This window comes from Pseudomonas sp. OV546, from assembly GCF_900116845.1.
Classification (GTDB): Bacteria; Pseudomonadota; Gammaproteobacteria; order Pseudomonadales; family Pseudomonadaceae; genus Aquipseudomonas; species Aquipseudomonas petroselini.
This window is the reverse complement of the sequence record NZ_FPCE01000001.1, coordinates 124,046-146,099: the sequence shown is the minus strand read 5'-3', so window position 1 is coordinate 146,099 and position 22,054 is coordinate 124,046. Positions and strand designations below refer to the sequence as shown.

Annotated in this window: 26 protein-coding genes and 4 tRNA genes; 13 read left to right on the top strand and 17 right to left on the bottom strand. The window is 60.3% G+C overall.

What is annotated here, in order from left to right; all coding sequences use genetic code 11:
- Positions 1 to 50 precede the first annotated feature (50 nt).
- Positions 51 to 302 (top strand): DUF1654 domain-containing protein, encoded by a 252-nt coding sequence (locus BM403_RS00750; protein WP_015884947.1) that lies wholly within the window; start codon positions 51 to 53, stop codon positions 300 to 302.
- A 4-nt stretch (positions 303 to 306) separates the two neighbouring features.
- A complete protein-coding gene (locus tag BM403_RS00745) occupies positions 307 to 996 on the top strand; it encodes an endonuclease (RefSeq protein ID WP_015884948.1) in 690 nt (229 codons plus the stop codon).
- A 31-nt stretch (positions 997 to 1,027) separates the two neighbouring features.
- On the opposite strand, the gene BM403_RS00740 is transcribed toward BM403_RS00745, so the two are convergent.
- A complete protein-coding gene (locus BM403_RS00740; RefSeq protein ID WP_043205649.1) occupies positions 1,028 to 1,393 on the bottom strand; it encodes a hypothetical protein in 366 nt (121 codons plus the stop codon).
- A 262-nt stretch (positions 1,394 to 1,655) separates the two neighbouring features.
- Between BM403_RS00740 and csrA the strand changes: the two genes are divergently transcribed.
- From csrA to BM403_RS00725, 3 genes are all read left to right on the top strand, one after another.
- Complete coding sequence (gene csrA, locus BM403_RS00735) at positions 1,656 to 1,850, top strand: carbon storage regulator CsrA (RefSeq protein WP_003192511.1); 195 nt, start codon at positions 1,656 to 1,658, stop codon at positions 1,848 to 1,850.
- 211 nt (positions 1,851 to 2,061) lie between these two features.
- Positions 2,062 to 2,313 (top strand): hypothetical protein, encoded by a 252-nt coding sequence (locus tag BM403_RS32055; protein ID WP_015884950.1) that lies wholly within the window; start codon positions 2,062 to 2,064, stop codon positions 2,311 to 2,313.
- Positions 2,314 to 2,407: 94 nt separating this feature from the next.
- Positions 2,408 to 2,701 (top strand): hypothetical protein, encoded by a 294-nt coding sequence (locus BM403_RS00725; RefSeq protein WP_015884951.1) that lies wholly within the window; start codon positions 2,408 to 2,410, stop codon positions 2,699 to 2,701.
- Between the two features lie 19 nt (positions 2,702 to 2,720).
- Here BM403_RS00725 and BM403_RS00720 read toward each other — a convergent pair whose 3' ends face one another.
- A complete protein-coding gene (locus BM403_RS00720; protein WP_093541203.1) occupies positions 2,721 to 3,398 on the bottom strand; it encodes an HAD family hydrolase in 678 nt (225 codons plus the stop codon).
- Between the two features lie 206 nt (positions 3,399 to 3,604).
- On the opposite strand from BM403_RS00720, the gene BM403_RS00715 reads away from it, so the two are divergent.
- The 5 genes from BM403_RS00715 (at position 3,605) to BM403_RS00695 (ending at position 7,212) form a co-directional block, all read left to right on the top strand.
- Positions 3,605 to 4,387, top strand: coding sequence for an alpha/beta fold hydrolase (locus tag BM403_RS00715; protein WP_093541201.1), 783 nt, complete (start codon positions 3,605 to 3,607; stop codon positions 4,385 to 4,387).
- A gap of 114 nt (positions 4,388 to 4,501) precedes the next feature.
- Positions 4,502 to 4,747: a DUF2790 domain-containing protein gene (locus BM403_RS00710; protein WP_046035329.1), complete on the top strand. Its 246-nt coding sequence runs from the start codon at positions 4,502 to 4,504 to the stop codon at positions 4,745 to 4,747.
- 42 nt (positions 4,748 to 4,789) lie between these two features.
- Entirely contained in the window at positions 4,790 to 5,461 is a 672-nt protein-coding gene (locus BM403_RS00705) for a heavy metal response regulator transcription factor (protein ID WP_015884955.1), read from the top strand.
- Positions 5,458 to 6,864 carry a heavy metal sensor histidine kinase gene (locus BM403_RS00700; protein WP_093541199.1) on the top strand — a complete coding sequence of 469 codons (1,407 nt, stop codon included), beginning with the start codon at positions 5,458 to 5,460 and terminating at the stop codon, positions 6,862 to 6,864. The genes BM403_RS00705 and BM403_RS00700 overlap by 4 nt, the downstream gene beginning before the upstream one ends.
- 123 nt (positions 6,865 to 6,987) lie before the next feature.
- On the top strand, positions 6,988 to 7,212 hold the full coding sequence (locus BM403_RS00695; protein ID WP_064055135.1) for a hypothetical protein: 225 nt from the start codon (positions 6,988 to 6,990) through the stop codon (positions 7,210 to 7,212).
- A gap of 15 nt (positions 7,213 to 7,227) precedes the next feature.
- On the opposite strand, the gene pcp is transcribed toward BM403_RS00695, so the two are convergent.
- The 3 genes from pcp to BM403_RS00680 are packed head-to-tail and all read right to left on the bottom strand — an operon-like array spanning position 7,228 to position 9,540.
- The gene (pcp, locus tag BM403_RS00690) at positions 7,228 to 7,869 is read right to left on the bottom strand and encodes a pyroglutamyl-peptidase I (RefSeq protein WP_093541197.1); all 642 of its coding nucleotides are present in this window, start codon (positions 7,867 to 7,869) and stop codon (positions 7,228 to 7,230) included.
- Between the two features lie 7 nt (positions 7,870 to 7,876).
- The gene (locus BM403_RS00685) at positions 7,877 to 8,827 is read right to left on the bottom strand and encodes a DUF979 domain-containing protein (RefSeq protein WP_093541195.1); all 951 of its coding nucleotides are present in this window, start codon (positions 8,825 to 8,827) and stop codon (positions 7,877 to 7,879) included.
- On the bottom strand, positions 8,824 to 9,540 hold the full coding sequence (locus BM403_RS00680) for a DUF969 domain-containing protein (RefSeq protein WP_015884960.1): 717 nt from the start codon (positions 9,538 to 9,540) through the stop codon (positions 8,824 to 8,826). The genes BM403_RS00685 and BM403_RS00680 overlap by 4 nt, the downstream gene beginning before the upstream one ends.
- 340 nt (positions 9,541 to 9,880) lie before the next feature.
- On the opposite strand from BM403_RS00680, the gene BM403_RS00675 reads away from it, so the two are divergent.
- Both BM403_RS00675 and BM403_RS00670 read left to right on the top strand, forming a co-directional pair.
- Positions 9,881 to 10,426 carry a DUF4410 domain-containing protein gene (locus BM403_RS00675; protein ID WP_093541193.1) on the top strand — a complete coding sequence of 182 codons (546 nt, stop codon included), beginning with the start codon at positions 9,881 to 9,883 and terminating at the stop codon, positions 10,424 to 10,426.
- A 184-nt stretch (positions 10,427 to 10,610) separates the two neighbouring features.
- Positions 10,611 to 12,041: an MFS transporter gene (locus tag BM403_RS00670; protein WP_015884962.1), complete on the top strand. Its 1,431-nt coding sequence runs from the start codon at positions 10,611 to 10,613 to the stop codon at positions 12,039 to 12,041.
- A gap of 30 nt (positions 12,042 to 12,071) precedes the next feature.
- Here BM403_RS00670 and BM403_RS00665 read toward each other — a convergent pair whose 3' ends face one another.
- Both BM403_RS00665 and BM403_RS00660 read right to left on the bottom strand, forming a co-directional pair.
- Positions 12,072 to 12,266 (bottom strand): hypothetical protein, encoded by a 195-nt coding sequence (locus BM403_RS00665; RefSeq protein ID WP_043205656.1) that lies wholly within the window; start codon positions 12,264 to 12,266, stop codon positions 12,072 to 12,074.
- Between the two features lie 113 nt (positions 12,267 to 12,379).
- A tRNA-Val gene (locus tag BM403_RS00660) sits at positions 12,380 to 12,456 on the bottom strand.
- A 184-nt stretch (positions 12,457 to 12,640) separates the two neighbouring features.
- On the opposite strand from BM403_RS00660, the gene BM403_RS00655 reads away from it, so the two are divergent.
- Entirely contained in the window at positions 12,641 to 13,924 is a 1,284-nt protein-coding gene (locus tag BM403_RS00655) for an NAD(P)/FAD-dependent oxidoreductase (RefSeq protein WP_064055137.1), read from the top strand.
- Between the two features lie 173 nt (positions 13,925 to 14,097).
- On the opposite strand, the gene BM403_RS00650 is transcribed toward BM403_RS00655, so the two are convergent.
- The 10 genes from BM403_RS00650 to accD form a co-directional block, all read right to left on the bottom strand.
- Positions 14,098 to 14,174 (bottom strand) — tRNA-Asp (locus BM403_RS00650).
- 105 nt (positions 14,175 to 14,279) lie between these two features.
- A tRNA-Asp gene (locus BM403_RS00645) sits at positions 14,280 to 14,356 on the bottom strand.
- Between the two features lie 55 nt (positions 14,357 to 14,411).
- Positions 14,412 to 14,487, bottom strand: a tRNA-Val gene (locus BM403_RS00640).
- Positions 14,488 to 14,594: 107 nt separating this feature from the next.
- On the bottom strand, positions 14,595 to 15,359 hold the full coding sequence (locus BM403_RS00635; protein ID WP_043205657.1) for an SDR family oxidoreductase: 765 nt from the start codon (positions 15,357 to 15,359) through the stop codon (positions 14,595 to 14,597).
- An 11-nt stretch (positions 15,360 to 15,370) separates the two neighbouring features.
- On the bottom strand, positions 15,371 to 16,582 hold the full coding sequence (locus tag BM403_RS00630; RefSeq protein WP_014719150.1) for an O-succinylhomoserine sulfhydrylase: 1,212 nt from the start codon (positions 16,580 to 16,582) through the stop codon (positions 15,371 to 15,373).
- Between the two features lie 65 nt (positions 16,583 to 16,647).
- A complete protein-coding gene (gene purF / locus BM403_RS00625) occupies positions 16,648 to 18,153 on the bottom strand; it encodes an amidophosphoribosyltransferase (RefSeq protein WP_015884965.1) in 1,506 nt (501 codons plus the stop codon).
- Positions 18,154 to 18,194: 41 nt separating this feature from the next.
- The gene (locus BM403_RS00620; protein WP_015884966.1) at positions 18,195 to 18,752 is read right to left on the bottom strand and encodes a CvpA family protein; all 558 of its coding nucleotides are present in this window, start codon (positions 18,750 to 18,752) and stop codon (positions 18,195 to 18,197) included.
- A 257-nt stretch (positions 18,753 to 19,009) separates the two neighbouring features.
- Positions 19,010 to 19,657, bottom strand: a complete 648-nt coding sequence (locus BM403_RS00615) for an SPOR domain-containing protein (protein ID WP_093541191.1) — start codon at positions 19,655 to 19,657, stop codon at positions 19,010 to 19,012.
- Positions 19,641 to 20,948, bottom strand: coding sequence for a bifunctional tetrahydrofolate synthase/dihydrofolate synthase (folC, locus tag BM403_RS00610; protein ID WP_015884967.1), 1,308 nt, complete (start codon positions 20,946 to 20,948; stop codon positions 19,641 to 19,643). Before folC ends, BM403_RS00615 begins: the two co-directional genes overlap by 17 nt.
- Positions 20,945 to 21,865: an acetyl-CoA carboxylase, carboxyltransferase subunit beta gene (gene accD / locus BM403_RS00605; RefSeq protein WP_015884968.1), complete on the bottom strand. Its 921-nt coding sequence runs from the start codon at positions 21,863 to 21,865 to the stop codon at positions 20,945 to 20,947. The genes folC and accD overlap by 4 nt, the downstream gene beginning before the upstream one ends.
- Between the last annotated feature and the right edge of the window lie 189 nt (positions 21,866 to 22,054).

Sequence of the window (22,054 nt, the reverse complement as noted above, 5' to 3'; positions counted from 1 at the left end):
CGCCTACAGTTAAATACTGTATGTGCGTACAGCAAACTAAGGAACACTCCGTGGCAAAGTCCTCTTCCGCAGTGCCAACCCCGCCCGATGCCTACCAACGCCTGGCAATCCGTGTGCAAAAGATCATCAATTCGACCAACGCCCAGAAATCCAAGGCGGCGTTGATCTTCCGCTTGCCGGATGAGCCAGAGGATGAGTGGGCGCGTTTGCTGGAGGAAATCGCGGAGAACGACAACGTCACCCTCGCCTATCGGGACGACGGTGGTGTGCAAATTTTCTGGGTTGTACCGAAGGAAGATTGATTCAATGAGTGTCCGTTTTATCGCGGTGTGCTGCCTGTTTTTCGCCGTCACCGCCCACGCCCAGGCCCCCCGAACGTTCAGCGAAGCCAAGAAAGTCGCCTGGAAGCTTTACGCCCCACAATCCACCGAGTTCTATTGCGGCTGTAAATACACCGGCAACCGCGTGGACTTGAAAGCCTGTGGCTACGTCCCACGCAAAAACGCCAGCCGCGCCGCGCGCATCGAATGGGAGCATATCGTTCCAGCCTGGCAGATCGGGCATCAGCGCCAGTGCTGGCAGGACGGTGGGCGCAAAAACTGCACGCGCCACGATGACGTGTTCAAGCGTGCCGAAGCCGACCTGCACAACCTGGTGCCGAGCATCGGCGAAGTCAACGGTGACCGTAACAACTTCAGTTTTGGCTGGCTGCCGGTGCAAAGCGGGCAGTACGGTTCATGCCTGACCCAAGTGGACTTCAAGGCCAAGAAGGTTATGCCGCGCCCCTCCATCCGTGGAATGATCGCCCGCACCTACTTCTACATGAGCAAGCAATACGGCTTGCGCCTGTCAAAACAGGATCGCCAGTTGTACGAAGCCTGGAACAAGACCTACCCGGTGCAGGCCTGGGAGCGCCAGCGCAACCAGACCGTGGCGTGTGTGATGGGGCGTGGCAATGAGTTTGTCGGCCCGGTGAACCTGAAAGCCTGCGGTTGAACGTGGGCAGGACTTGCGCCCCGCCAGGCCGTTACTGCGCGGTTTTATGCTCAACGACCTCTGAGATCGTGTCAGTTTTCTTGGCCCGCGCCATCTTCTCGTTGAGCAGCGTCTGCTTGGCCTCAGCCTCAGCCTTGGTTGCGAACGGCCCCAGCAGGACTTCGTCCTTGCCGTCCACTTTCACGATGTAGAAATTGAAACCGTGCTCCAGCAACCAGGCCGTCAGGTCGGTGATCGCCTGTAACTTGTGGTCAGGCGGGCCTACCCACACGTCCCATTCCTGGGCGGCAATCGCACCGGTCTGGGGCTGGCTTTCGGTCACGGCAGGCTTGGCCTTGGGCGCCTCGACGCTTTTGCCTTCACCGCAACCGGCCAATGCCAACACCGCAATTGCCATCGCTACTTTACGCACTGCCCTGCTCCTTAAAAGATAAAGAGGCGACTTTATCATTCACTGTCTATTCTGGCCGTCATAAACGTTGGCTTAAACAATGCGAATGATGTATCGCAGACCTGTATGATGCCGCCATGGGAATTAATGTCGCCTCTATGCGTCCTAAAAGAGGCAGTCACAGGGAAGCGCTTAGCAGTAAGCTACACACATCCGACACCTGCCCTGTCTGAAACATGTGTCCTTAAAAGTAATCAAGGAGAAGTCCATGCTTATACTCACCCGCAAAGTTGGTGAAAGCATAAACATCGGTGATGACATCACGATCACCATCCTGGGCGTCAGCGGCCAGCAAGTACGAATCGGCATCAACGCACCCAAGGATGTTGCCGTGCATCGCGAGGAGATCTACCAGCGCATCCAGGCTGGCCTGACCGCTCCGGACAAAAACCAGACGCCTTGAAGCCCCCTCAGTAGCCAGCCCTTTCGTTCACTGTAACGGCTGGCGAAAACGCCTTCGGACTGATCTTGTGTTGTTGCGTGATTGACCTCGCCGATGTGCTCATCTTCATGGAAAGATGAAACTGTCTTCACGCCTGGAACTTGTTGTTTCATTTACAGCCGAATCTCCTGACTGACACCCCCGCCATTCGTGTGCATTCAGGAGCACGTCGATGAGGCCTACGAACGCACCACCATTTGCCTACAGGTCTTGGATGATCGCCTTATTGATAGGGCTGGCCTTCCTCGGACTGGCTTATGCCTTAAGGTGTGCAATAGAAGACACGGGTTCTGCCGAACCCCACTCCTGGCTGGACCTGACGCTGATGCTCTGCGGGTACCTGTTCCTGTTTTGTCTCAAGCCTATCCAGAAGACCGTGCAGCGTAGATTGTGTCGACGGACTAATGGACAAACGACACGCTGAAGCGTCGTTCTCCGTAATTAGATCACCGGTATTTACAGCGCCGCAACAGGACCTATGCTTGGGCGTGCCCCCTCCGTAAAAGGCGCGCAAGCAGATGGACACCCTGAGTAAATCCCAAATCGAATCAGCACTGGCGGCCCGCCTGCCCAGCTATCAAGTGACCTGCACGTTGCACGCCGACGGGACTCTTTCAGCCGTGCTCAGCGGCCCGGAAACCGACCATTTCGCAATTACCGGAATCGTGCGCGCGCATTATCGTGGTGCCGAAGCGATTGCGCGGCTGGCGAATGAAATCCTCAGGGAGATGGTGCTGTCACGCCAGGGCATTAGGAATAATCGAATGCAACCCCCCGACCCAGCCAGCCTGGAACAAGGCCGAGACCGGTAACGGGCTCGGCCTTTTCGTATCAGCCCACCGCGTTCTGCACGTACAACAAGCCTTGCGTGTCGCGCTGTACGTTTAGCTGCACGTAACTGTCAATCGAAGGATGTTCGGTAACCATCGGCGTGTGATGCGTCGACGTCACGACCATCACATCCGCCCCCGCCGCCTCTCCCGCACGAATGCCCACCGTCGCATCTTCAAATACCAGGCACTCCTGCACCGGTACACCCAAACGTTGCGCACCCAGCACGTAACAGTCGGGGTTCGGCTTGCCGATGGCCACATCTTCGGCCGTGACCAGCACCGCCGGCGGCGCAATGCCCGCCGCTTGCAGTCGACGCAACGCCAATTCCCGGGGTGCAGAGGTGACCAGCGCCCATTGGTCACCCGGCAAGCTGCTCAGAAACGCGACGGCGCCGGGAATCGCTACAACCCCCTCGACATCATTGAGTTCAGCCTCGGTAATCCATTGCGCCTCAACCTCGGGGTCGACGCCAGGCAGTGCCTGGCGCGTGATGGTGTCAATCGCGCGGGCACCGTGAATGGTCTTCAAAAACGCTGCCACCTCCAGGCCATGGCGTTCAGCCCAGATGCTCCACACCCGCTCGGCGGCGGCGATGGAGTTGAGCAAAGTCCCATCCATATCAAACAGAAAGGCACGGTAACGGCGGTTGAATACGGCGGGACCTCGGATCGACACTGTGCGGTTCCTCATAGGCGGTGACAAATGATGAGCCCGGTGCAATCTACGGATCACGTCGGTGCTTGTAAACGCTACCGACATCGATTGCATTACAGGTTTGTAATCAAGCTGTAAGTCTTGTCGGCACCCTCACTTCATACAGTGGAGTCGTCAGTCGCCCTCACCGGATGACGCCACTTCCTACTGATGAAAAGGGGTACCCCATGAAACCTGCAAGCAAACTCTGCCTGATCGCCGCCAGCCTGCTGATGCTGGGCACGGGCACGGCACTGGCCGGCACTGTCGCGTCGGTCAAAGCCAATAACGTAGTGCTGGTGCACGGTTCCTGGGCTGACGGCTCCAGTTGGTCCGAGGTGATCACCCGCCTCCAAGCCGCCGGCCTGCACGTCACCGCCGTGCAGAACCCGCTGACCTCGGTGGCCGACGATGTCGCCGCCACCAAACGTGTGCTGGACCAACAGGACGGCCCTACCGTGCTGGTCGGCCATTCCTACGCCGGTACGGTAGTAAGCGATGCCGGAGTCGACCCGAAAGTCAGCGCCCTGGTGTACGTGGCCGCCCGCGCACCGGACGCCAATGAAGACTTCGTCGCGCTCTCCGCCCAGTACCCGAGCATGCCGGTGCGGTCTGGCGTTGAAGATCACGACGGCTACCTCACCTTGAGCCAGGACGCCTTCCTCAAGTACTTCGCCGCCGATGTACCGCAGGCCAAGGCCCTGGCGTTGTACGCCGTGCAGCAACCCATCACCAAGACCCTGTTCAGCGGCCGTACCGTCAATGCTGCCTGGCACACCAAGCCGTCCTGGTATGCGGTGTCGGCGAATGACCAGACGATCAACCCGGACCTCGAGCGCTTCCTCGCCAAGCGCATGAACGCCACGACCATCGAGTTGCCGTCGAGCCACTTGTCGCTGGTGTCCCACGCCAAGGAAATCACCGACCTGATCCTCGAAGCCTCTGGCCGCCCGCCCGAAGCCCTGCATTAAAAAACACTGCATTACAAACTTGTCATCCTTCTGTTGGTTGGCTGTTCGGGGCGCCTGGTTACTGTGAACTCACCGCCACGAACCGGCGGCCACCCCTTTAAAAGAGAGACCACCATGAAACTGTTTATCCTCGGCTTTGCCGCGTTACTCGCTACCGGCTCCGTACTGGCTGCTGAACCGGTGATCCACGACAAAACCGGCTTCTTCGTACACCTGGACGTGGCCAAAGTGCTGTCGAGCACCGACACCTACGGCCAATGCGGCATCGTCCCGGCGCGACTCGACTATCTGGACAGCCAGGGCCGCGAGCACGTGCTGGATTACCAAGTCCAAGGCATCGGTTGCGCCAGTGACAATTGATCGGGCTACACTTGCGCCACGCACTGAGACAGGACACTTCCCATGAACATTCTCGTCGTCGAAGACGAACCCAAGGCCGGCAATTACCTGCTCAACGGCCTGCAGGAACTCGGCTACTCCGTCAGCCTCGCCCGCGACGGTGTGGACGGCTTGCACCAAGCCCTTGAAACGCCGTTCGACGTCATCGTGCTGGATGTGATGATGCCGAAAATGGACGGCTGGGAAGTGCTGCGCCGTCTGCGCAAGGAAGCCGACACGCCGGTACTTTTTCTGACGGCCCGCGACGACATCGCTGACCGTATCAAGGGCCTGGAACTGGGCGCCGATGACTACTTGATCAAGCCCTTTTCCTTCGCTGAACTGGTAGCACGCTTGCGCACCCTGACCCGCCGCGGGCCAAGCCGCGAAGAGGAGCAGTTGCAGATCGCCGACCTGCAAATCGACGTGCTGAAGCGTCGCGTCACCCGCGCCGGCACGCGCATCACCTTGACCAACAAAGAGTTCGCCTTGCTGCACCTGTTCGCGACCCACCAGGACCAGGTGCTCTCCCGCTCGCTGATTGCATCGCGGGTGTGGGACATGAATTTCGATAGCGACACCAACGTGGTAGACGTGGCCGTGCGGCGCCTGCGCTTGAAAATCGACGACCCTTTCCAGCTCAAACTGATCCACAGCGTGCGTGGCATCGGCTACCGTTTCGATACCCAACCATGAATAAGCGCCGTCACTACTCCCTGACCCTGCGCTTGGCGTTAATCTTCGCCCTCCTCGCCTTCGCGCTGCTGGCGACCCTGGGTGTGGCGCTGTACCGCGAGCTGGAGCGGGAGTTGATCATGCGTGACGACGCGGCCTTGATCAACCGCATCGATCAATTGCGCAACCTGCTCAATGACAGCAATACCCTGGACCTGATCAAGACCAAGCCGGAACTGTTCCAGAACATGCTGGGCAACCGCGAGTCGGTACTGAGGATTGTCGCACCGGGGCAAAAGCCGCTGCTGACGGTCAACCCTGGCAATATCGAACTGCCATCCGTGCCTCCGGTCCCCAAGAACCACGCACTGACGTTCGCCGACGTGCACCATTTTCCCAGCATCAATGGCGTGCCCTTCGCCACCGTCGCGGCCTCCATCGACTCCGGCGACCTGGGCAGCCTGCAAGTCACTACGGGGCGCCTGATGACCGAGCGCACCGCCGTGCTCGCCAGCTATCGCTTGAGCGTTTATATCCTGGCGAGCATGGCCGCAATCATCCTGGCCGTGGTGGGTTACCTGCTGGTTCATCGCGGGCTTTTGCCATTGCGCCGTCTGGCCCGACACGCTCAGGGCATTGGCGTCGGTAACCTCGCCGAACGCCTCGACACCCACGGCGCACCGAAAGAACTGCTGCCGATGATCGACTCGTTCAACACCATGCTCGAGCGCCTGGCCAAGGGCTTTGTTCAACTGGGCCAGGTGTCCACCGACATGGCCCACGAACTGCGCACGCCCATCAACAATCTGCTGGGAGAAACCCAGGTCGCGCTGCAACAGAGCCGTAGCATCGAGAGCTATCAGCAACTGCTGGCATCTAATGTCGAAGAACTTGAACGCCTGGCGCGGATGCTCGACAACATGCTGTTCCTGGCCAGGACCGACCCGGCCAGCGCGCTGCGCCAGCGTCAGGAGCTGAGTGCAGCGGATGAGGTAGAACGCATCGCCGACTACTTTGAAGGTTTGGCGGGTGATGCGCAGATCAGCATTCACGCCGAAGGTGAAGGGGTGATCTGGGCGGAGCCGATGCTGCTGCGCAGGGCCCTGGCAAACCTGTGCGCCAACGCCATTAAATATGGTGCGCCGTGCACTGAACTGGTGATACAGGCGGTGCCCAATGCCGAAGGCATTCACCTTAGGGTCAGCAATCGAGGCGAAACCATTGCAGCCGAGCACCTGCCGCGACTGTTCGAACGGTTTTACCGAGTAGATGAGTCACGGGAACGCTCGGCTCAGTCCAACGGATTGGGCTTGTCGATTGTGGCAACCATCATGCAGCTGCATAACGGACGGTACAGTGTGAGCAGTGAAGCAGGGGTCACGTGCTTTGAGCTGTTCTTTCCACGGCGGGAGGACTCGCCGTAGAAGGCTGGTGTTATTTTGCAAAGGTTTGCCTCTTAACGTTGGACTCACGCCACACTACGCTCGCGTCTCAAGCACATTCTGGCTCAAGGCTGAGCCTGCAACAGCGAACATGGAGATTCAGGAATGGAAATACGATTGGGTGTACTGGAAAAGGGGCTGGCTGAGATGAAAGAGAAGCTGATCACCGTTTCGGGCCGGGCAGACTCCATGGATAAGCACTTCGCTTCCAAGGCAGACCTGGCAACCACTGAACTGAACCTTATCAAGTGGTACGTGGCAACCGCATTCGCAATGACAGGCCTGGCTTGCGCCATCACCTTCGGGCTGACCCGACTGTTTGCCGGTTGAGACGCGCCGGGCCGGTCAGCTGACCTGTCCGCCCGCTTCTTTCGCATCCACCGGTGTTTGCCACGCAGTCAGTACGGCGGCGTGCAATCCGGCGACGATTGTCTCCAGCGCCATCGAGGGCCGCTGCGAACCCATCACCTGCTCCGGCAGATACGGTACATGGATAAACCCACTGCGTACGGCCGTCGCGGCCAAAGCATGCTGCAATAAATAAAACACCTGATTACACACAAACGTGCCGGCCGTCTGCGATACCGAGGCGGCAATCCCCGCCCCGCGCACGGCCCTGACCATCGCCTTGATCGGCAGGGTCGTGAAATAGGCCGCCGGGCCGTCAGGCGCCACCGCCGTATCAATCGGTTGCTCGCCCAGGTTATCGGGAATGCGTGCATCGTTGACATTGATCGCCACCCGTTCGATGGAAATATCGCTACGCCCCGGCCCCAGGCCGGTAGCGATCACCATCTCCGGATGCAATTCGTCGATCAACTGGGCCAGGCGCGCGCCCGCCGTGGCAAACGCGCAGGGCAGTCGACGCGCAATAATTTGCACATCATCAGCCAGTTGCACCCCCTCCAATTGGCGAACCGCCTCCCAGGACGGATTCACCGGGTCTTGATCAAAGGGCTCGAAACCCGTCAGCAGTACGATTCGCATCTCGGCCTCACATCAACAGATAAAGCAGCACAATATTGACCACCAGCATCATCAGCGCGGTCGGCAGCTGGGCCTTGATCACCGCGTTCTTGTCGGGCAGTTCGAGCAACGCCGCCGGTACGATATTGAAGTTGGCCGCCATAGGGGTCATCAGGGTACCGCAGTAGCCGGAGAACATGCCGATGGCTGCCATCACTGCTGGATTGCCGCCGTAGATACCCACCAGCACCGGCACGCCGACGCCGCCGGTCATCACCGGGAAAGCCGCGAAGCCATTACCCATGATCACTGTAAACAACGCCATGCCCAGCACGTAGACCATCACCGCCACTAACTTGAAATCCAGGTTGATATAGGTCGTGGTCACATGCGCGACAGCCGTACCGACGCCGGCCTCGTTAAACAGCAAGCCAAGCATCGCTAACATTTGCGGAAGCACCATGGCCCAGCCCAGGGCTTCTGTCAGGCGCCGGGATTCGCGCAAGGCTTGCACCGGCGTATCGCGGGTCAGCCAGCAGGCCAGGCCAAGGGCGATCAGGCAGCCGATACCGAGGGAGACGAAGGTGGTGTTTTTCGGGTCCAACAGCGGTACGCCGCCGATCTCGGTGTGCTTGAGCACTACCGAGCCGATCACCGTGGTCAGCGGAATGGCCAGCGCCGGGATAAACAGCTTGTGACCCAGCCGACCGGCACTGGCACGGGACGCCTTGTCATGCAGCTCGACATGCGTGCCACGGCCGACACCGCCTAAACCTGCGATCAACGCCATCACCACTACGCCAGCGCCAATGACCACCGACGGCAGGCGCTCCCCCACCAGGAATGGAATGGCGAACAACAGCCAGAACAAAGCACTGGACCAGCGTTTAGGGTGGGTCCTGTCCAACAGGATCATACCCGCCGTGATCAGCAGCAGAACCCCGGCCAGCCAGTACAGGTATTGAATGGAAATGATCATTGCGCGGCCTCCACAGCCGTGGCGGCGGGCGTCATCTCACGGGTCAACCGTCGGTCGAACCGATGCAGGCGAATGGCATGGATGATGAAAGCGCAGATCGCAGTAGGAATTCCCCACACCGCAATATGCAGCGGCTCCACATCAATTCCCGAGCCGAGCAGGAAGGTGTGCATCAACGCGATCGCACCAAAGGCGACAAAAATATCTTCACCAAAAAACAGGCCGACGTTGTCCGTCGCGGCGCACATGGCCAACACCTTATGACGCAGTTTATCCGGCAGTTTGCCGTAGCGCTTTTCCGCCGCCCCCTCAGCCATCGGTGCCAGCAGCGGGCGCACCATCTGCGGGTGCCCGCCCAGGCTGGTCAAGCCCATGGCCGCCGTGGATTCACGCACAAACAGATAGATGATCAACAAGCGCCCCACGGTGGCGCGCTCGAACCGTGCAATCCAGTTCTGCGCATGCAGGCGCAACCCATGGCGCTCCAACAGGCCGATGACCGCCAGGGGCAATAACAGAATCAATTGCAGGGCACGGGTCTGAAGGAAGCCATCTCCCATGGTGGCGAGGATTTTTTCCAGCGGGAAATGGGCGGCAAGCCCGGTGGCGATAGCGGCGGCGGTGACCACCAACAGCGGGTTGAAGCGCAAAACGAAGCCAACCACGATCACAAGTACGCCGATCAACGGCCATAAGTTCACAACAGTTTGCATGGCGGTGAGGTCCTTAAGTGCGCGCTGCGGCGCCATTACAGCAGGATGTGAACAAAGGGTTCACAGCAGGAAGTGGCGTGCAGTCGGCTCGGTTTTTTATTGTTGACCCGAAAGGGTGAGCGTCAGTGGCGGCAACTTTGCTGCCTGAGAGCGGGAGGTGTCCAACAAGAAAAGTTGTTGCTGCGAACCAATAAATTTTGTGGGTGATTGAAGCGCGCGCATGTAACGAGATGTGGACAGACCAGCAGGGATTCGCGCATCTTAGCGCCGCCTGTTTTATGAGGCGTGCGCCTCAAATCAGCACACGTCTCCCCATTACTGTTATGGATATGGAAATTCTATGAAAACCCAAAAGGTCCTGATCGCGCTCTCCTGCGCTGTGGCGTTGTCCCTGCTGGGCGGATGTGCCGCCAAGGTCAAAAGCGGCGGCAGCGTCGCACTGGCCATCCCGGAAGCCGCCAAGCAAAACCTGGTGGTCAGCATCAAAGGCGACAGCCAGGTCGAGCAAAACCCGGACTGGAACCTGCTGACCCGTGACTGGAACAACGCACTCCAGGTGGAAGCCCGCCAGGCAGGTTTCAACGTCACGCCAAGTGCCTCGGTGACGCCGAGTGGCGAAGACGGTGTCGGCATCAGCATCAATGTGAGCAAGTTCCGTTACATCGAACCGGGCTCGCGGTACGTCGCAGGAGCGCTGGTCGGCAACGCCTGGGTGTTCTCCCGCGCCGACTACTCAGACCTGAAGACCGGCGCGCCCATTGGCTCGCGCACCTACGACACGTCATCGTCCGCCTGGGAAGGGATTGCCTCGGCCATGACACAGAAGCAAGTACAGGCCATTGCCAAGCAGATGATCAGCGACATCAAGAACGCCAAGGCCAAGTAAACCGTCACCGAGCGCGCATGCCTCGAATGTATCGGGAAGCACATCGGTTTGGCGTACAGGCGGCTTGAAGGGGTGGTGGTCGTTGAATCGGTGTTGCTGCAGATTTTCCTCGGAGATAGCGGCTGAGACGGCCACCCGGTATTGTCAGGCCCAAGCGACCTTCACTGAACAAGGGCCTGCATCGGTGACTACACCCCCTTCAGATACCCGCGCCGACACCGGCCTCAGCGTACAAACCCGCCTGATTGCCTTGGTGGTCGCGGTGACCTTCTTTATGGAAAACCTCGATGCCACGGTGATAGCTACCGCCCTGCCGACCATGGCATCGGCCTTCGGCGTGACGCCGGTCGACATGAACATCGGCATCACCGCCTACCTACTCGCCGTGGCGATCTTCATACCGCTGTCCAGCTGGATCGCCGACCGATTTGGCGCGCGCCAGGTATTTGCCGGTGCGATCATCGTCTTCACCCTCGCGTCACTGCTTTGCGGCCTGAGCCAGAACCTTGAGATGTTCGTGTTTGCCCGCGTCCTGCAAGGCATCGGTGGCGCGCTGATGGTGCCTGTGGGGCGTTTGGCGGTGCTGCGCAATACCGACAAAAAAGACTTGGTAAAAATGATCGCGATCATCACCTGGCCAGGGCTGGTCGCACCGATTCTGGGTCCATTGGCAGGTGGGTTGATCGTCACCCATGCCTCGTGGCCGTGGATCTTCTACGTGAACCTGCCGTTAGGCGCATTGGCACTGATCGCCGCGCTGTGGTTGGTGCCTGAAGGCCGCGAGGCCAGCGTACGCAAGTTCGACGCCAAGGGCTTTGTGCTGCTGGCAGGCGCCTGCGTGGCGCTGCTCGGCGGGCTGGAATGGCTGGGCAGCCAAGCTGGCGAAATGCTCATCCCTGGCGCCGGGCTGGTGGCGGCAGGCCTACTGCTGTCGGTGTGGGCAGTGCACCATTGCCGGCATTACCCCGATTCGTTGTTGCCGCTGGAAACCCTCTCCATCAATACCTTCCGCGTCAGCATCTACGGCGGCTCACTGTTCCGCCTGGCCATCAGTGCCCTGCCCTTCCTGCTGCCGTTGCTGTTCCAGGTCGCCTTCGGCTTATCGCCAGTGGACGCGGGTCTGTTGGTGTTGGCGGTATTCGCCGGTAACCTGGCGATGAAACCATTTACCACGACCCTCATGCAGCGCTTCGGGTTTCGCAAGGTGCTGATGCTCAATGGTGTGATCGGGGTGGTGTCAATTGCAGCCTGCGCCTTGTTCACCGCGCAGACGCCATTGGCAGTGATTGCGGCGGTGTTGTTCGTCGGCGGCCTGTCACGCTCGATGCAGTTCACCTGCTACAACTCGATTGGCTTCGCCGACGTGCCGAAAGCGCGGATGAGCGAAGCGTCGGCGTTGTTCAGCATGTCGTTCCAACTGGCCATGGGCATGGGCGTAACGGTGGCGGCGTTGTTGTTGCGCGCGTCCATGAGCGTGCAGGGGCATGACGTTCAAGCCCAGGTCACGGATTTTCGGGTAGCGTTTGTCGGGGTCGCCGTGTTGGGGATGTTGGCGCTGGTGGACGTGTATCGGTTACCGGCGCAGGCGGGGGAAAGCGTGTTGACGCGACGTTGAGTGAGCCAACTCGGTGGGTGGCGCTGTGCTTCAACGTTTATCCTGAACCTCAGGCGGCCAGGCGCTGAAGAAAAAAATCACCGCGGGGATCATCACATAGAGCCAGCGGTTGCTTGGATACGCAACCAATCCGATGATCCACATAATCAATAAAGCACCGCCTGCTCCTCGACGGCGCTTCGGCGTAAACCACGCCCGGAACGATTCAAGTTTTTTACTCGCCATGACCATCTTCCTTTTTGATTGGCGCTTGCAAACGTTTTTCAAATCACAAGCAACAAAAAAGGGCCCACCTTTCGGTGAGCCCTTCTAGACCGCCCAGCAGAGCGGATTTTGTTTGGTAGGCGCGATTGGACTCGAACCAACGACCCCCACCATGTCAAGGTGGTGCTCTAACCAACTGAGCTACGTGCCTGCTGTGAGGCGGCATTCTACGGAATTCCGGAGGGGTGTCAACATCTTTTTTGCAGCTAACCCTATGAATATGCGAATTTTTTATTTGCGTGGAGCACACCTGTGGATTTCGGGTGGCTGGCAGGCAATTTTCAACTCAGGTAGGATCGGCGCACTCGTAAAAAATATAAAACAGAGGTTGCAGGATGGCGAACACCCCCTACCCCCAGTCGTATTACGCCGCTTCCGCGAATGCCGTTCCACCTCGCCCCGTGCTGCAAGGCGAAGTCGAAACCGATGTGTGCGTGATTGGCGCCGGCTACACCGGTCTTTCCAGTGCGTTGTTCCTGCTGGAGAACGGTTTTCGCGTAACGGTGCTGGAAGCCGCCAAGGTGGGTTTTGGCGCCTCGGGCCGCAACGGCGGGCAGATCGTCAACAGCTACAGCCGTGATATCGATGTGATCGAACGCAGCGTCGGACCCAAACAGGCACAACTGCTGGGGGAGATGGCGTTTGAGGGCGGCAGGATCATCCGCGAGCGGGTGGCCAAGTATCAGATCCAATGCGACCTGAAGGACGGCGGTGTGTTCGCCGCCCTCAACAGCAAGCACATGGGCCACCTGGAGTCACAGAAGCGCCTGTGGGAACGCTACGGCCACACGCAACTGGAGTTGCTGGACGAGCGCCGTATCCGCGAAGTAGTGGCGTGTGACAACTATGTGGGCGGTTTGCTGGACATGAGTGGCGGGCACATCCATCCCCTCAACCTGGCACTCGGCGAAGCGGCAGCCGTGGAGTCTCTGGGCGGTACGATCTACGAGCAATCGGCAGCGGTGCGAATCGAGCGCGGCGCCAACCCGGTGGTGCACACCGCCGAAGGCAAGGTCAGGGCCAAGTTCATCATCGTCGCAGGCAATGCCTACCTGGGCAATCTCGTGCCAGAGCTGGCGGCCAAGTCGATGCCGTGCGGCACACAAGTGATCACCACCGCCCCCTTGGGCGACGAACTGGCAAAAACGCTGCTGCCGCAGGACTACTGCGTCGAAGACTGCAACTACCTGCTCGACTACTACCGACTCACCAACGATAAGCGCCTGATCTTCGGCGGTGGCGTGGTGTATGGCGCGCGCGACCCGGCGAACATCGAGGCGATCATCCGGCCGAAGATGCTCAAGGCGTTCCCGCAGCTCAAGGACGTAAAGATTGACTACGCCTGGACCGGCAACTTCCTGCTGACCCTGTCGCGCTTGCCGCAGGTGGGTCGCCTGGGCGACAACATCTACTATTCACAGGGCTGCAGTGGTCATGGCGTAACGTATACGCACCTGGCGGGCAAGGTACTGGCGGAGGCACTCAGAGGCCAGGCAGAGCGCTTTGATGCGTTTGCCGACCTGCCGCACTATCCGTTCCCGGGCGGGCAACTGCTGCGCACCCCGTTCGCGGCGCTGGGGGCCTGGTATTACGGGCTGCGGGATAAACTGGGGTTTTGAGCCAACTCAATCGTGGGAGCGCACTTGCTCCCACCGTTTGATGGAGGCGCACCCCGAGCCAAATCGCAGACACAAAAAACCCCAGTCTTTCGACCAGGGTCTTTGCTATCGGATCAAAGTAGCCAACGGCTTTCTTTGTGCTTCAAGGCGTTCAGTGGGCCTTGAGGCAGATATGGCGCAGCGGACGGGACTCGAACCCGCGACCCCCGGCGTGACAGGCCGGTATTCTAACCGACTGAACTACCGCTGCGTATCGCTTGACCAGCTGAGCTCAAAGCCTCAACCGTCTTTAAACATTTGACCGATCAGCCTTGGCTGTTCGATCTCAAGCCCGACGAATCGAACCTGGAAAATATGGCGCAGCGGACGGGACTCGAACCCGCGACCCCCGGCGTGACAGGCCGGTATTCTAACCGACTGAACTACCGCTGCGCGTCGGTGCAACCTTTAACGTTGCGTCTTGCCCTGGGGCAAAACTCTCAAGAAGTGGTGGGTGATGACGGGATCGAACCGCCGACCCTCTGCTTGTAAGGCAGATGCTCTCCCAGCTGAGCTAATCACCCTTTGCTTCGTTGAGGCCGCGAAATTTACGCAGGTAGCGGACCTAAGTCAATAGCCCGCTTGAAGTTTTTCTGAAAAAGACAAAATGGCTTCAAGACGGCTATCCGCTCTACTCGCTGTAAATCATCTTCTTGCTCATGCCACCGTCCACCACGAACTCTTGCCCGGTGACAAACCCCGCCTGGCGCGACAGCAGCCACGCCACCATCGCCGCCACGTCCTCCACGGTACCCACCCTGCCCGCCGGATGCTGGGCATGATCGGCATCACTCAACGGCTCGGCACGACGCGCTGCAGGATCACGCGCATCGATCCAGCCAGGGCTGACCGCATTGACCCGCACTTCCGGCCCCAGGCTCATCGCCAAGGCATGCGTGAGGGCCAACAGGCCACCCTTGCTCGCCGCGTAGGCCTCGGTGTCCGGCTCAGACTGGCGAGCCCGGGTCGACGCCAGGTTGACGATGGCGCCACCATGGGCCCGCAGATACGGCGCACAGTGCTTGGCCAATAACATCGGCCCACTGAGGTTCACGGCCAGCACACGATTCCAGTAGGCCAGGTCCAAGCTTTCCAGGGTCATATTGCGCGGGTCCGCCACCGCTGCGTTGCAGACCAACGCGTCCAGGCGCCCAAACTGCCCCAATACCTCGGCGACACCCTGGGCGACTTGCTTCTCGTCAGCCACGTCCATGCTGATAAACCAAGCGTTCTCACCCAGCACCTTGGACACCTTGGAACCGCGCTCGCGGTCCAAGTCGGTCAACACCACTTGCCAGCCTTCGCTGATCAGCCACGCGGCAATCCCGAGGCCTATGCCCCGCGCCGCGCCCGTGACCAGCGCAACACGCCCGTTACTGGCGGCCGCAGCTTCCATGGACCACTCGATCACAAGGCAGCCAGCCCGCGAGCCAGGTCAGCTTGCAAGTCAGCCACGTCTTCGAGGCCGACCGCGATGCGAATCAGACTGTCACGGATACCCGCCGCCTCACGTTCCTGTGGCGCCAGGCGACCGTGGGACGTGGTGCTCGGGTGGGTAATGGTGGTCTTGCTATCCCCCAGGTTGGCGGTGATAGAGATCAGGCGGGTCGCATCGATAAAGCGCCAGGCCCCGTCTTTGCCACCCTTCACTTCGAAGCTCACCACGGCGCCGAAACCTCGTTGCTGGCGCTGGGCCAACGCGTGTTGCGGGTGGCTCTTGAGGCCGGCGTAGTGCACCTTCTCGATACCGTCCTGCTGCTCCAGCCACTCGGCCAGCGCCTGGGCGTTGGCGCAATGGGCCTTCATGCGCAGGCTGAGGGTTTCCAGGCCTTTGAGGAAGATCCAGGCGTTGAACGGGCTCAAGGTCGGACCGGCCGTGCGCAGGAAGCCGACGACTTCTTTCATCTGCTCGCTGCGACCCGCAACCACACCGCCCATGCAACGACCCTGGCCGTCGATGAACTTGGTGGCCGAGTGCACGACGATGTCCGCGCCCAGCTTCAACGGCTGTTGCAGCGCCGGCGTGCAGAAGCAGTTGTCGACCACCAGCATGGCGCCCTTGGCGTGCGCCACTTCGGACAACGCCGCGATATCCACCAGCTCCGCCAATGGGTTGGAGGGCGACTCGACGAACAGCAGCTTGGTGTTGGCCTTGATCGCCGCCTCCCAGCCGGACAGGTCCGCCAGGGGCACGTAGTCCACTTCGATGCCGAAGCGCTTGAAATACTTCTCGAACAGGCTGATGGTCGAGCCGAACACGCTGCGCGACACCAGCACGTGGTCGCCGGCACTGCACAGGCTCATCACCACCGCCAGGATCGCTGCCATGCCAGTGGCCGTGGCCACTGCCTGCTCAGCACCTTCCAACGCCGCGATACGCTCTTCGAACGCGCGCACAGTCGGGTTGGTATAACGCGAATACACGTTGCCCGGCACTTCGCCAGCAAAGCGCGCAGCCGCATCGGCCGCCGTACGGAACACATAGCTGGAGGTGAAGAACATCGGGTCACCGTGCTCACCTTCCGGTGTGCGGTGCTGGCCGGCGCGCACAGCCAGGGTATCGAAAGCTACGCCATCGAGGTCGCTGTCCAACCGACCGGCATCCCATTCCTGACTCATGCTGCGACTCCTTACTCAATTCTTTATTTAAGATACAAAACCGGCCCCTCAGGGCCGGTTGTCACTCAGTTGTTGTACAGATCGATGATCGCACTGACCGCCTGGGTCTTGATCTTCGACGAGTCGTTACGCGCCTGCTCGATCTTGTTCAGGTAGGCCTCGTCGACGTCACCGGTCACGTATTTGCCGTCGAACACGGCGCAGTCGAACTGGTCGATCTTGATCTTGCCACCGCCGACCGCTTCGATCAGGTCCGGCAAGTCCTGGTAGATCAACCAATCCGCGCCGATCAGGTCGGCAACGTCCTGGGTCGAACGGTTGTGAGCGATCAGTTCATGGGCGCTCGGCATGTCGATACCGTACACGTTCGGGTAACGCACGGCAGGCGCAGCGGAACAGAAGTACACGTTCTTCGCACCGGCTTCGCGGGCCATCTGGATGATCTGCTTGCAGGTGGTGCCACGCACGATGGAGTCATCCACCAGCATCACGTTCTTACCGCGAAATTCCAGCTCGATGGCGTTGAGCTTCTGGCGCACCGACTTCTTGCGCGCAGCCTGGCCCGGCATGATGAATGTCCGGCCGATGTAGCGGTTCTTAACGAAGCCTTCGCGGAACTTGACGCCCAGGTGGTTGGCCAGCTCCAGCGCAGCGGTGCGGCTGGTGTCCGGGATTGGGATCACCACGTCGATGTCGTGCTCTGGACGCTCGCGCAGGATCTTCTCGGCCAGCTTCTCGCCCATGCGCAGACGTGCCTTGTACACCGAAACACCGTCGATGATCGAATCCGGACGCGCCAGGTAGACGTGTTCGAAGATGCACGGGGTGAGTTTCGGCGCCACGGCGCACTGGCGGGTGTGCAGCTTGCCATCTTCGGTGATGTACACCGCTTCACCCGGCGCGAGGTCGCGGATCAGGGTGAAGCCCAGCACGTCCAGGGACACGCTTTCGGAAGCGATCATGTACTCGACGCCTTCGTCGGTGTGACGCTGGCCGAACACGATCGGACGAATGCCGTGCGGGTCACGGAAGCCGACGATGCCATAACCGGTGACCATGGCCACTACGGCGTAGCCACCGACGCAACGGTTGTGCACGTCGGTGACGGCGGCGAACACGTCTTCTTCGGTCGGCTGCAGCTTGCCGCGCTGGGCCAGCTCGTGGGCGAACACGTTGAGCAGCACTTCCGAGTCTGAACTGGTGTTGACGTGGCGCAGGTCAGATTCGTAAATCTCCTTGGCCAGTTGTTCAACGTTGGTCAGGTTACCGTTGTGCGCCAAGGTGATGCCGTACGGCGAGTTGACGTAAAACGGTTGAGCTTCGGCCGATGTCGAGCTACCGGCAGTCGGGTAACGCACATGACCAATGCCCATGTGCCCGACCAGGCGCTGCATGTGACGCTGGTGGAACACGTCACGTACCAGACCATTATCCTTGCGCAGGAATAACCGGCCGTCGTGGCTGGTCACAATACCGGCAGCGTCCTGGCCGCGGTGCTGGAGGACGGTTAGCGCGTCATACAGCGCCTGATTGACGTTCGACTTACCGACGATACCGACGATGCCACACATGCGACGCAACCCCTACTTAATGAATCTTGACTGAACACAGCTTACTGAGGCGTTTTGGCCGGCAAGAGGTGTTCCTTGAACGGAAGATCAGCGGGTACGCTGATTCCGCTGGCCAGCCACTGACTGCTCCACCCCAGAATGAGGTTCTTGGACCAGTCTGCAACCAATAGAAATTTTGGCACGAGTACCGACTCCTGCCACCACGAATCCTGCTGTACCGGCCCCAGGCTCAACAGCCCGACCGCCACGACCACCAGCAACGCGCCACGCGCAGCGCCGAAAGCCATGCCGAGAAATCGATCGGTCCCGGAGAGGCCGGTGACACGTATCAACTCGCCAATAAGATAATTGACCATTGCTCCCACCAGCAGCGTGGCGATGAACATGATGGCGCAGCCCGCGATGACGCGAGCCGAAGGTGTCTCGATGTATCCGGCCAGGTAGACCGACAATGAACCGCCGAACATCCAGGCTACGACTCCTGCGATGATCCAAGTCAGCAACGACAATGCTTCTTTTACGAAGCCGCGGCTTAGACTGATCAAAGCGGAGATGGCGACGACTGCAACAATCGCCCAATCAACCCAGGTAAATGGCACGTTTGAGCCCACGGACGGATGAGGCGGCGCATTTTAGCAGAGCGCTGGGCTGTCGGTAAGCTGTGATTGCGGCTGCTTTGCAAATCAATAGTTTGTGGCGAGTGAATCCAATTTCAAGCACACCCTAAAACAACTGTGGGAGGAGACTTACCCCCGATAGCGGACTGCCAGCCAATACACACATGACTGATCCATCGCCATCGGGGGCAAGCCCCCTCCCACACTTGACTGCATTCCAAGCTCAAAGCGCTGCGAAATCAGCCGCGCTCAGGCTGGAAACGGGTCACAAACCCCTTCAGGTTCTGCTGGCGATCCAGCAAGTCCCGCAGGCGATCCGCCTCGGCACGCTCGATCAGCGGCCCGATAAACACGCGGTTCTTGCCATCGGCGCTGCGGATATAGGCGTTATAGCCCTGGCTACGCAGCTTCTTCTGCAACGCGTCGGCGCCTTCGCGATTGCCCAGGCTGGCCACCTGAATCGACCAACTGATCGGCAGACCATTCGGATCGATACGGCTCTGCCCCACCTCCGGCTTGCCCGGTGCGGCAGGTTGCGGCGCTACCGGCTTAGGTGCAGGCGCGGGCGCAGCGGGCTTGGCGGCGGGCGCCGGCTTGACCACTGGCACACTGGGTTGCACCGGCATCGACGGTGCCTGCTGCGCGGCCACTTCATCATCGGTCGGCACGGGTTCTTCTTCCGGCAACGCCTGAGGCTCAGGCACCACCACCGGCTCAACCTGAACCTGCGGCACCGCCGGGGCTTGTGGCGCGGCCGGAGCCTCAACCACCACCTGACGCTCTTCGTCCTGGCGAGAAAACAGCATCGGCAGGAAAATCACCGCCAGCGCCACCAGAACCAAGGCTCCGACCATTCGCTGCTTGTATGCGCTATCCAGTAATGCCATGTGCAGCTTCCTCCGTGGAGCGCCGGGCCAACCACTCAAGCGCCTCGGCAACACAATAAAATGACCCGAACAACAGAATCTCATCATCGGGCGTGGCAATGGCGCACTGTGCTTCAAGGGCATCGGTCACGCTTGCATACGACGCCACCGCTGCACCAAGGTTCTGCAAGGCCACTTCCAGTTCAGCGGCCGGACGGCTGCGCGGGGTATCCAGCGGCGCCACGGCCCAGGCCTGGACATTGCCCAACAAGGGCGCAACCACACCTTCCAGATCCTTATCAGCCAGCAGACCAAAGACCGCAAGGCGACGACCGACCGGCGGCGTGCGGGACAGCCGCTGCGCCAGGTACTCGGCCGCATGGGGGTTATGCCCCACATCCAGCAGCAGGTTCAGGCGCTTGCCTTGCCATTCGAACTCACGGCGATCCAACCGCCCGACCACGCGCGTGGCCAACAAGGTGGTGGCAATCTGCTCGGCGCTCCACGGCAGGTCCAGCAACAGATAGGCCTGCAGCGCGAGTGCGGCGTTTTCCATCGGCAGGTTCAGCAACGGCAGATCGTGCAACTCTACAGCCTGGCCACGGGCATCGCGCCCACGCCATTGCCAGTGCTGCTCACCGATCTCGAGGTTGAATTCGCGGCCGCGCAGGAAAAACGGGCAATCCAGCTCACGCACCTTATCCAGCAGGGTATGCGGCGGCTCCACGTCACCGCACAGCGCAGGCTTGCCCTGGCGGAAGATCCCGGCTTTTTCATAGGCCACGGATTCACGGGTATTGCCCAGGTAGTCGGCGTGGTCCACACCAATGCTGGTGACCAACGCCAGATCGGCATCCACCACGTTGACCGTGTCCAGACGCCCACCCAGGCCGACCTCCAGCACCACCACATCCAGTTGCGCACGCTCAAACAGCCAGAACGCCGCCAGGGTGCCCATCTCGAAGTAAGTCAGGGAAATCTCGCCCCGGCCCGCATCGAGTGCGGCGAAGGCTTCGCAGAGTTGCTCATCCGAGGCTTCGACGCCATTGAGCTGCACCCGCTCGTTGTAACGCAGCAGGTGCGGGGAATTGTAGACGCCGACTTTCAGCCCTTGGGCCTGCAGCAGCGCCGCGACAAAGGCACAGGTAGAGCCTTTGCCGTTGGTACCGGTCACCGTGATCACGCGCGGTGCCGGGCGGCCTAACCCGAGGCGGGCCGCTACCTGTTGCGAGCGCTCCAGGCCCATGTCGATGGCGGACGGATGCAACTGCTCAAGGTAGGCGAGCCACTCGCCCAGGGTACGCTGGGTCATAGGTTCGCAGGCACCGGCGGCACAACGATCGGCTCAACTTTAGGCGCGACGTAGACGGGCGTCGGCAGGCCCATCATCTGTGCCAGCAGGTTGCCCAGGCGTGGACGCAGTTCACCGCGCGGGATGATCAGGTCGATCGCGCCGTGCTCCAGCAGGAACTCGCTGCGCTGGAAACCTTCCGGCAGTTTTTCACGTACGGTCTGCTCGATCACACGCGGGCCGGCAAAGCCGATCAGCGCCTTCGGCTCGCCGACGATCACGTCACCCAGCATCGCCAGGCTGGCGGAAACGCCGCCGTAGACCGGGTCGGTCAGCACGGAGATAAACGGGATGCCTTCTTCACGCAGACGCGCCAGTACCGCGGAGGTCTTGGCCATTTGCATCAGCGAGATCAGGGCTTCCTGCATACGCGCGCCACCGGAGGCGGCGAAGCAGATCATCGGGCAACGGTTTTCCAGGGCGTAGTTGGCGGCGCGCACAAAGCGCTCACCGACGATGGCACCCATGGAGCCGCCCATGAACGAGAACTCAAACGCCGACACCACGACAGGCATGCCCAGCAGCTTGCCGCTGACGGAAATCAGCGCGTCTTTCTCACCGGTCTGCTTCTGCGCAGCGGTCAGGCGGTCCTTGTACTTCTTGCCGTCGCGGAACTTGAGACGGTCAACCGGCTCCAGGTCCGCGCCCAGCTCGCTACGGCCTTCGGCATCCAGGAAAATGTCGATGCGGGCGCGGGCGCCGATACGCATGTGGTGGTTGCACTTGGGGCAAACGTCCAGGGTCTTTTCCAGCTCCGGGCGGTACAGCACCGCGTCGCAGGATGGGCACTTGTGCCACAGACCTTCAGGAACCGAGCTTTTCTTCACCTCGGAACGCATGATCGAAGGGATCAGTTTGTCTACTAACCAGTTGCTCATGCTTTCTTTCTCCAGTACCGGTGGCTTGAACACAGCCCCGCGTATGCCCTTGAGCTAAATTCATATGTGGCGATGACACATGCTGGACGGGGTCAGACGTTCGACCGGCCTGTTCCCGCATGTATCCTCAGCCTTCCAGACAACCTGCCAGCGCAGGGTTGCCACTTCATTTCCGGGCCACCCACAGGC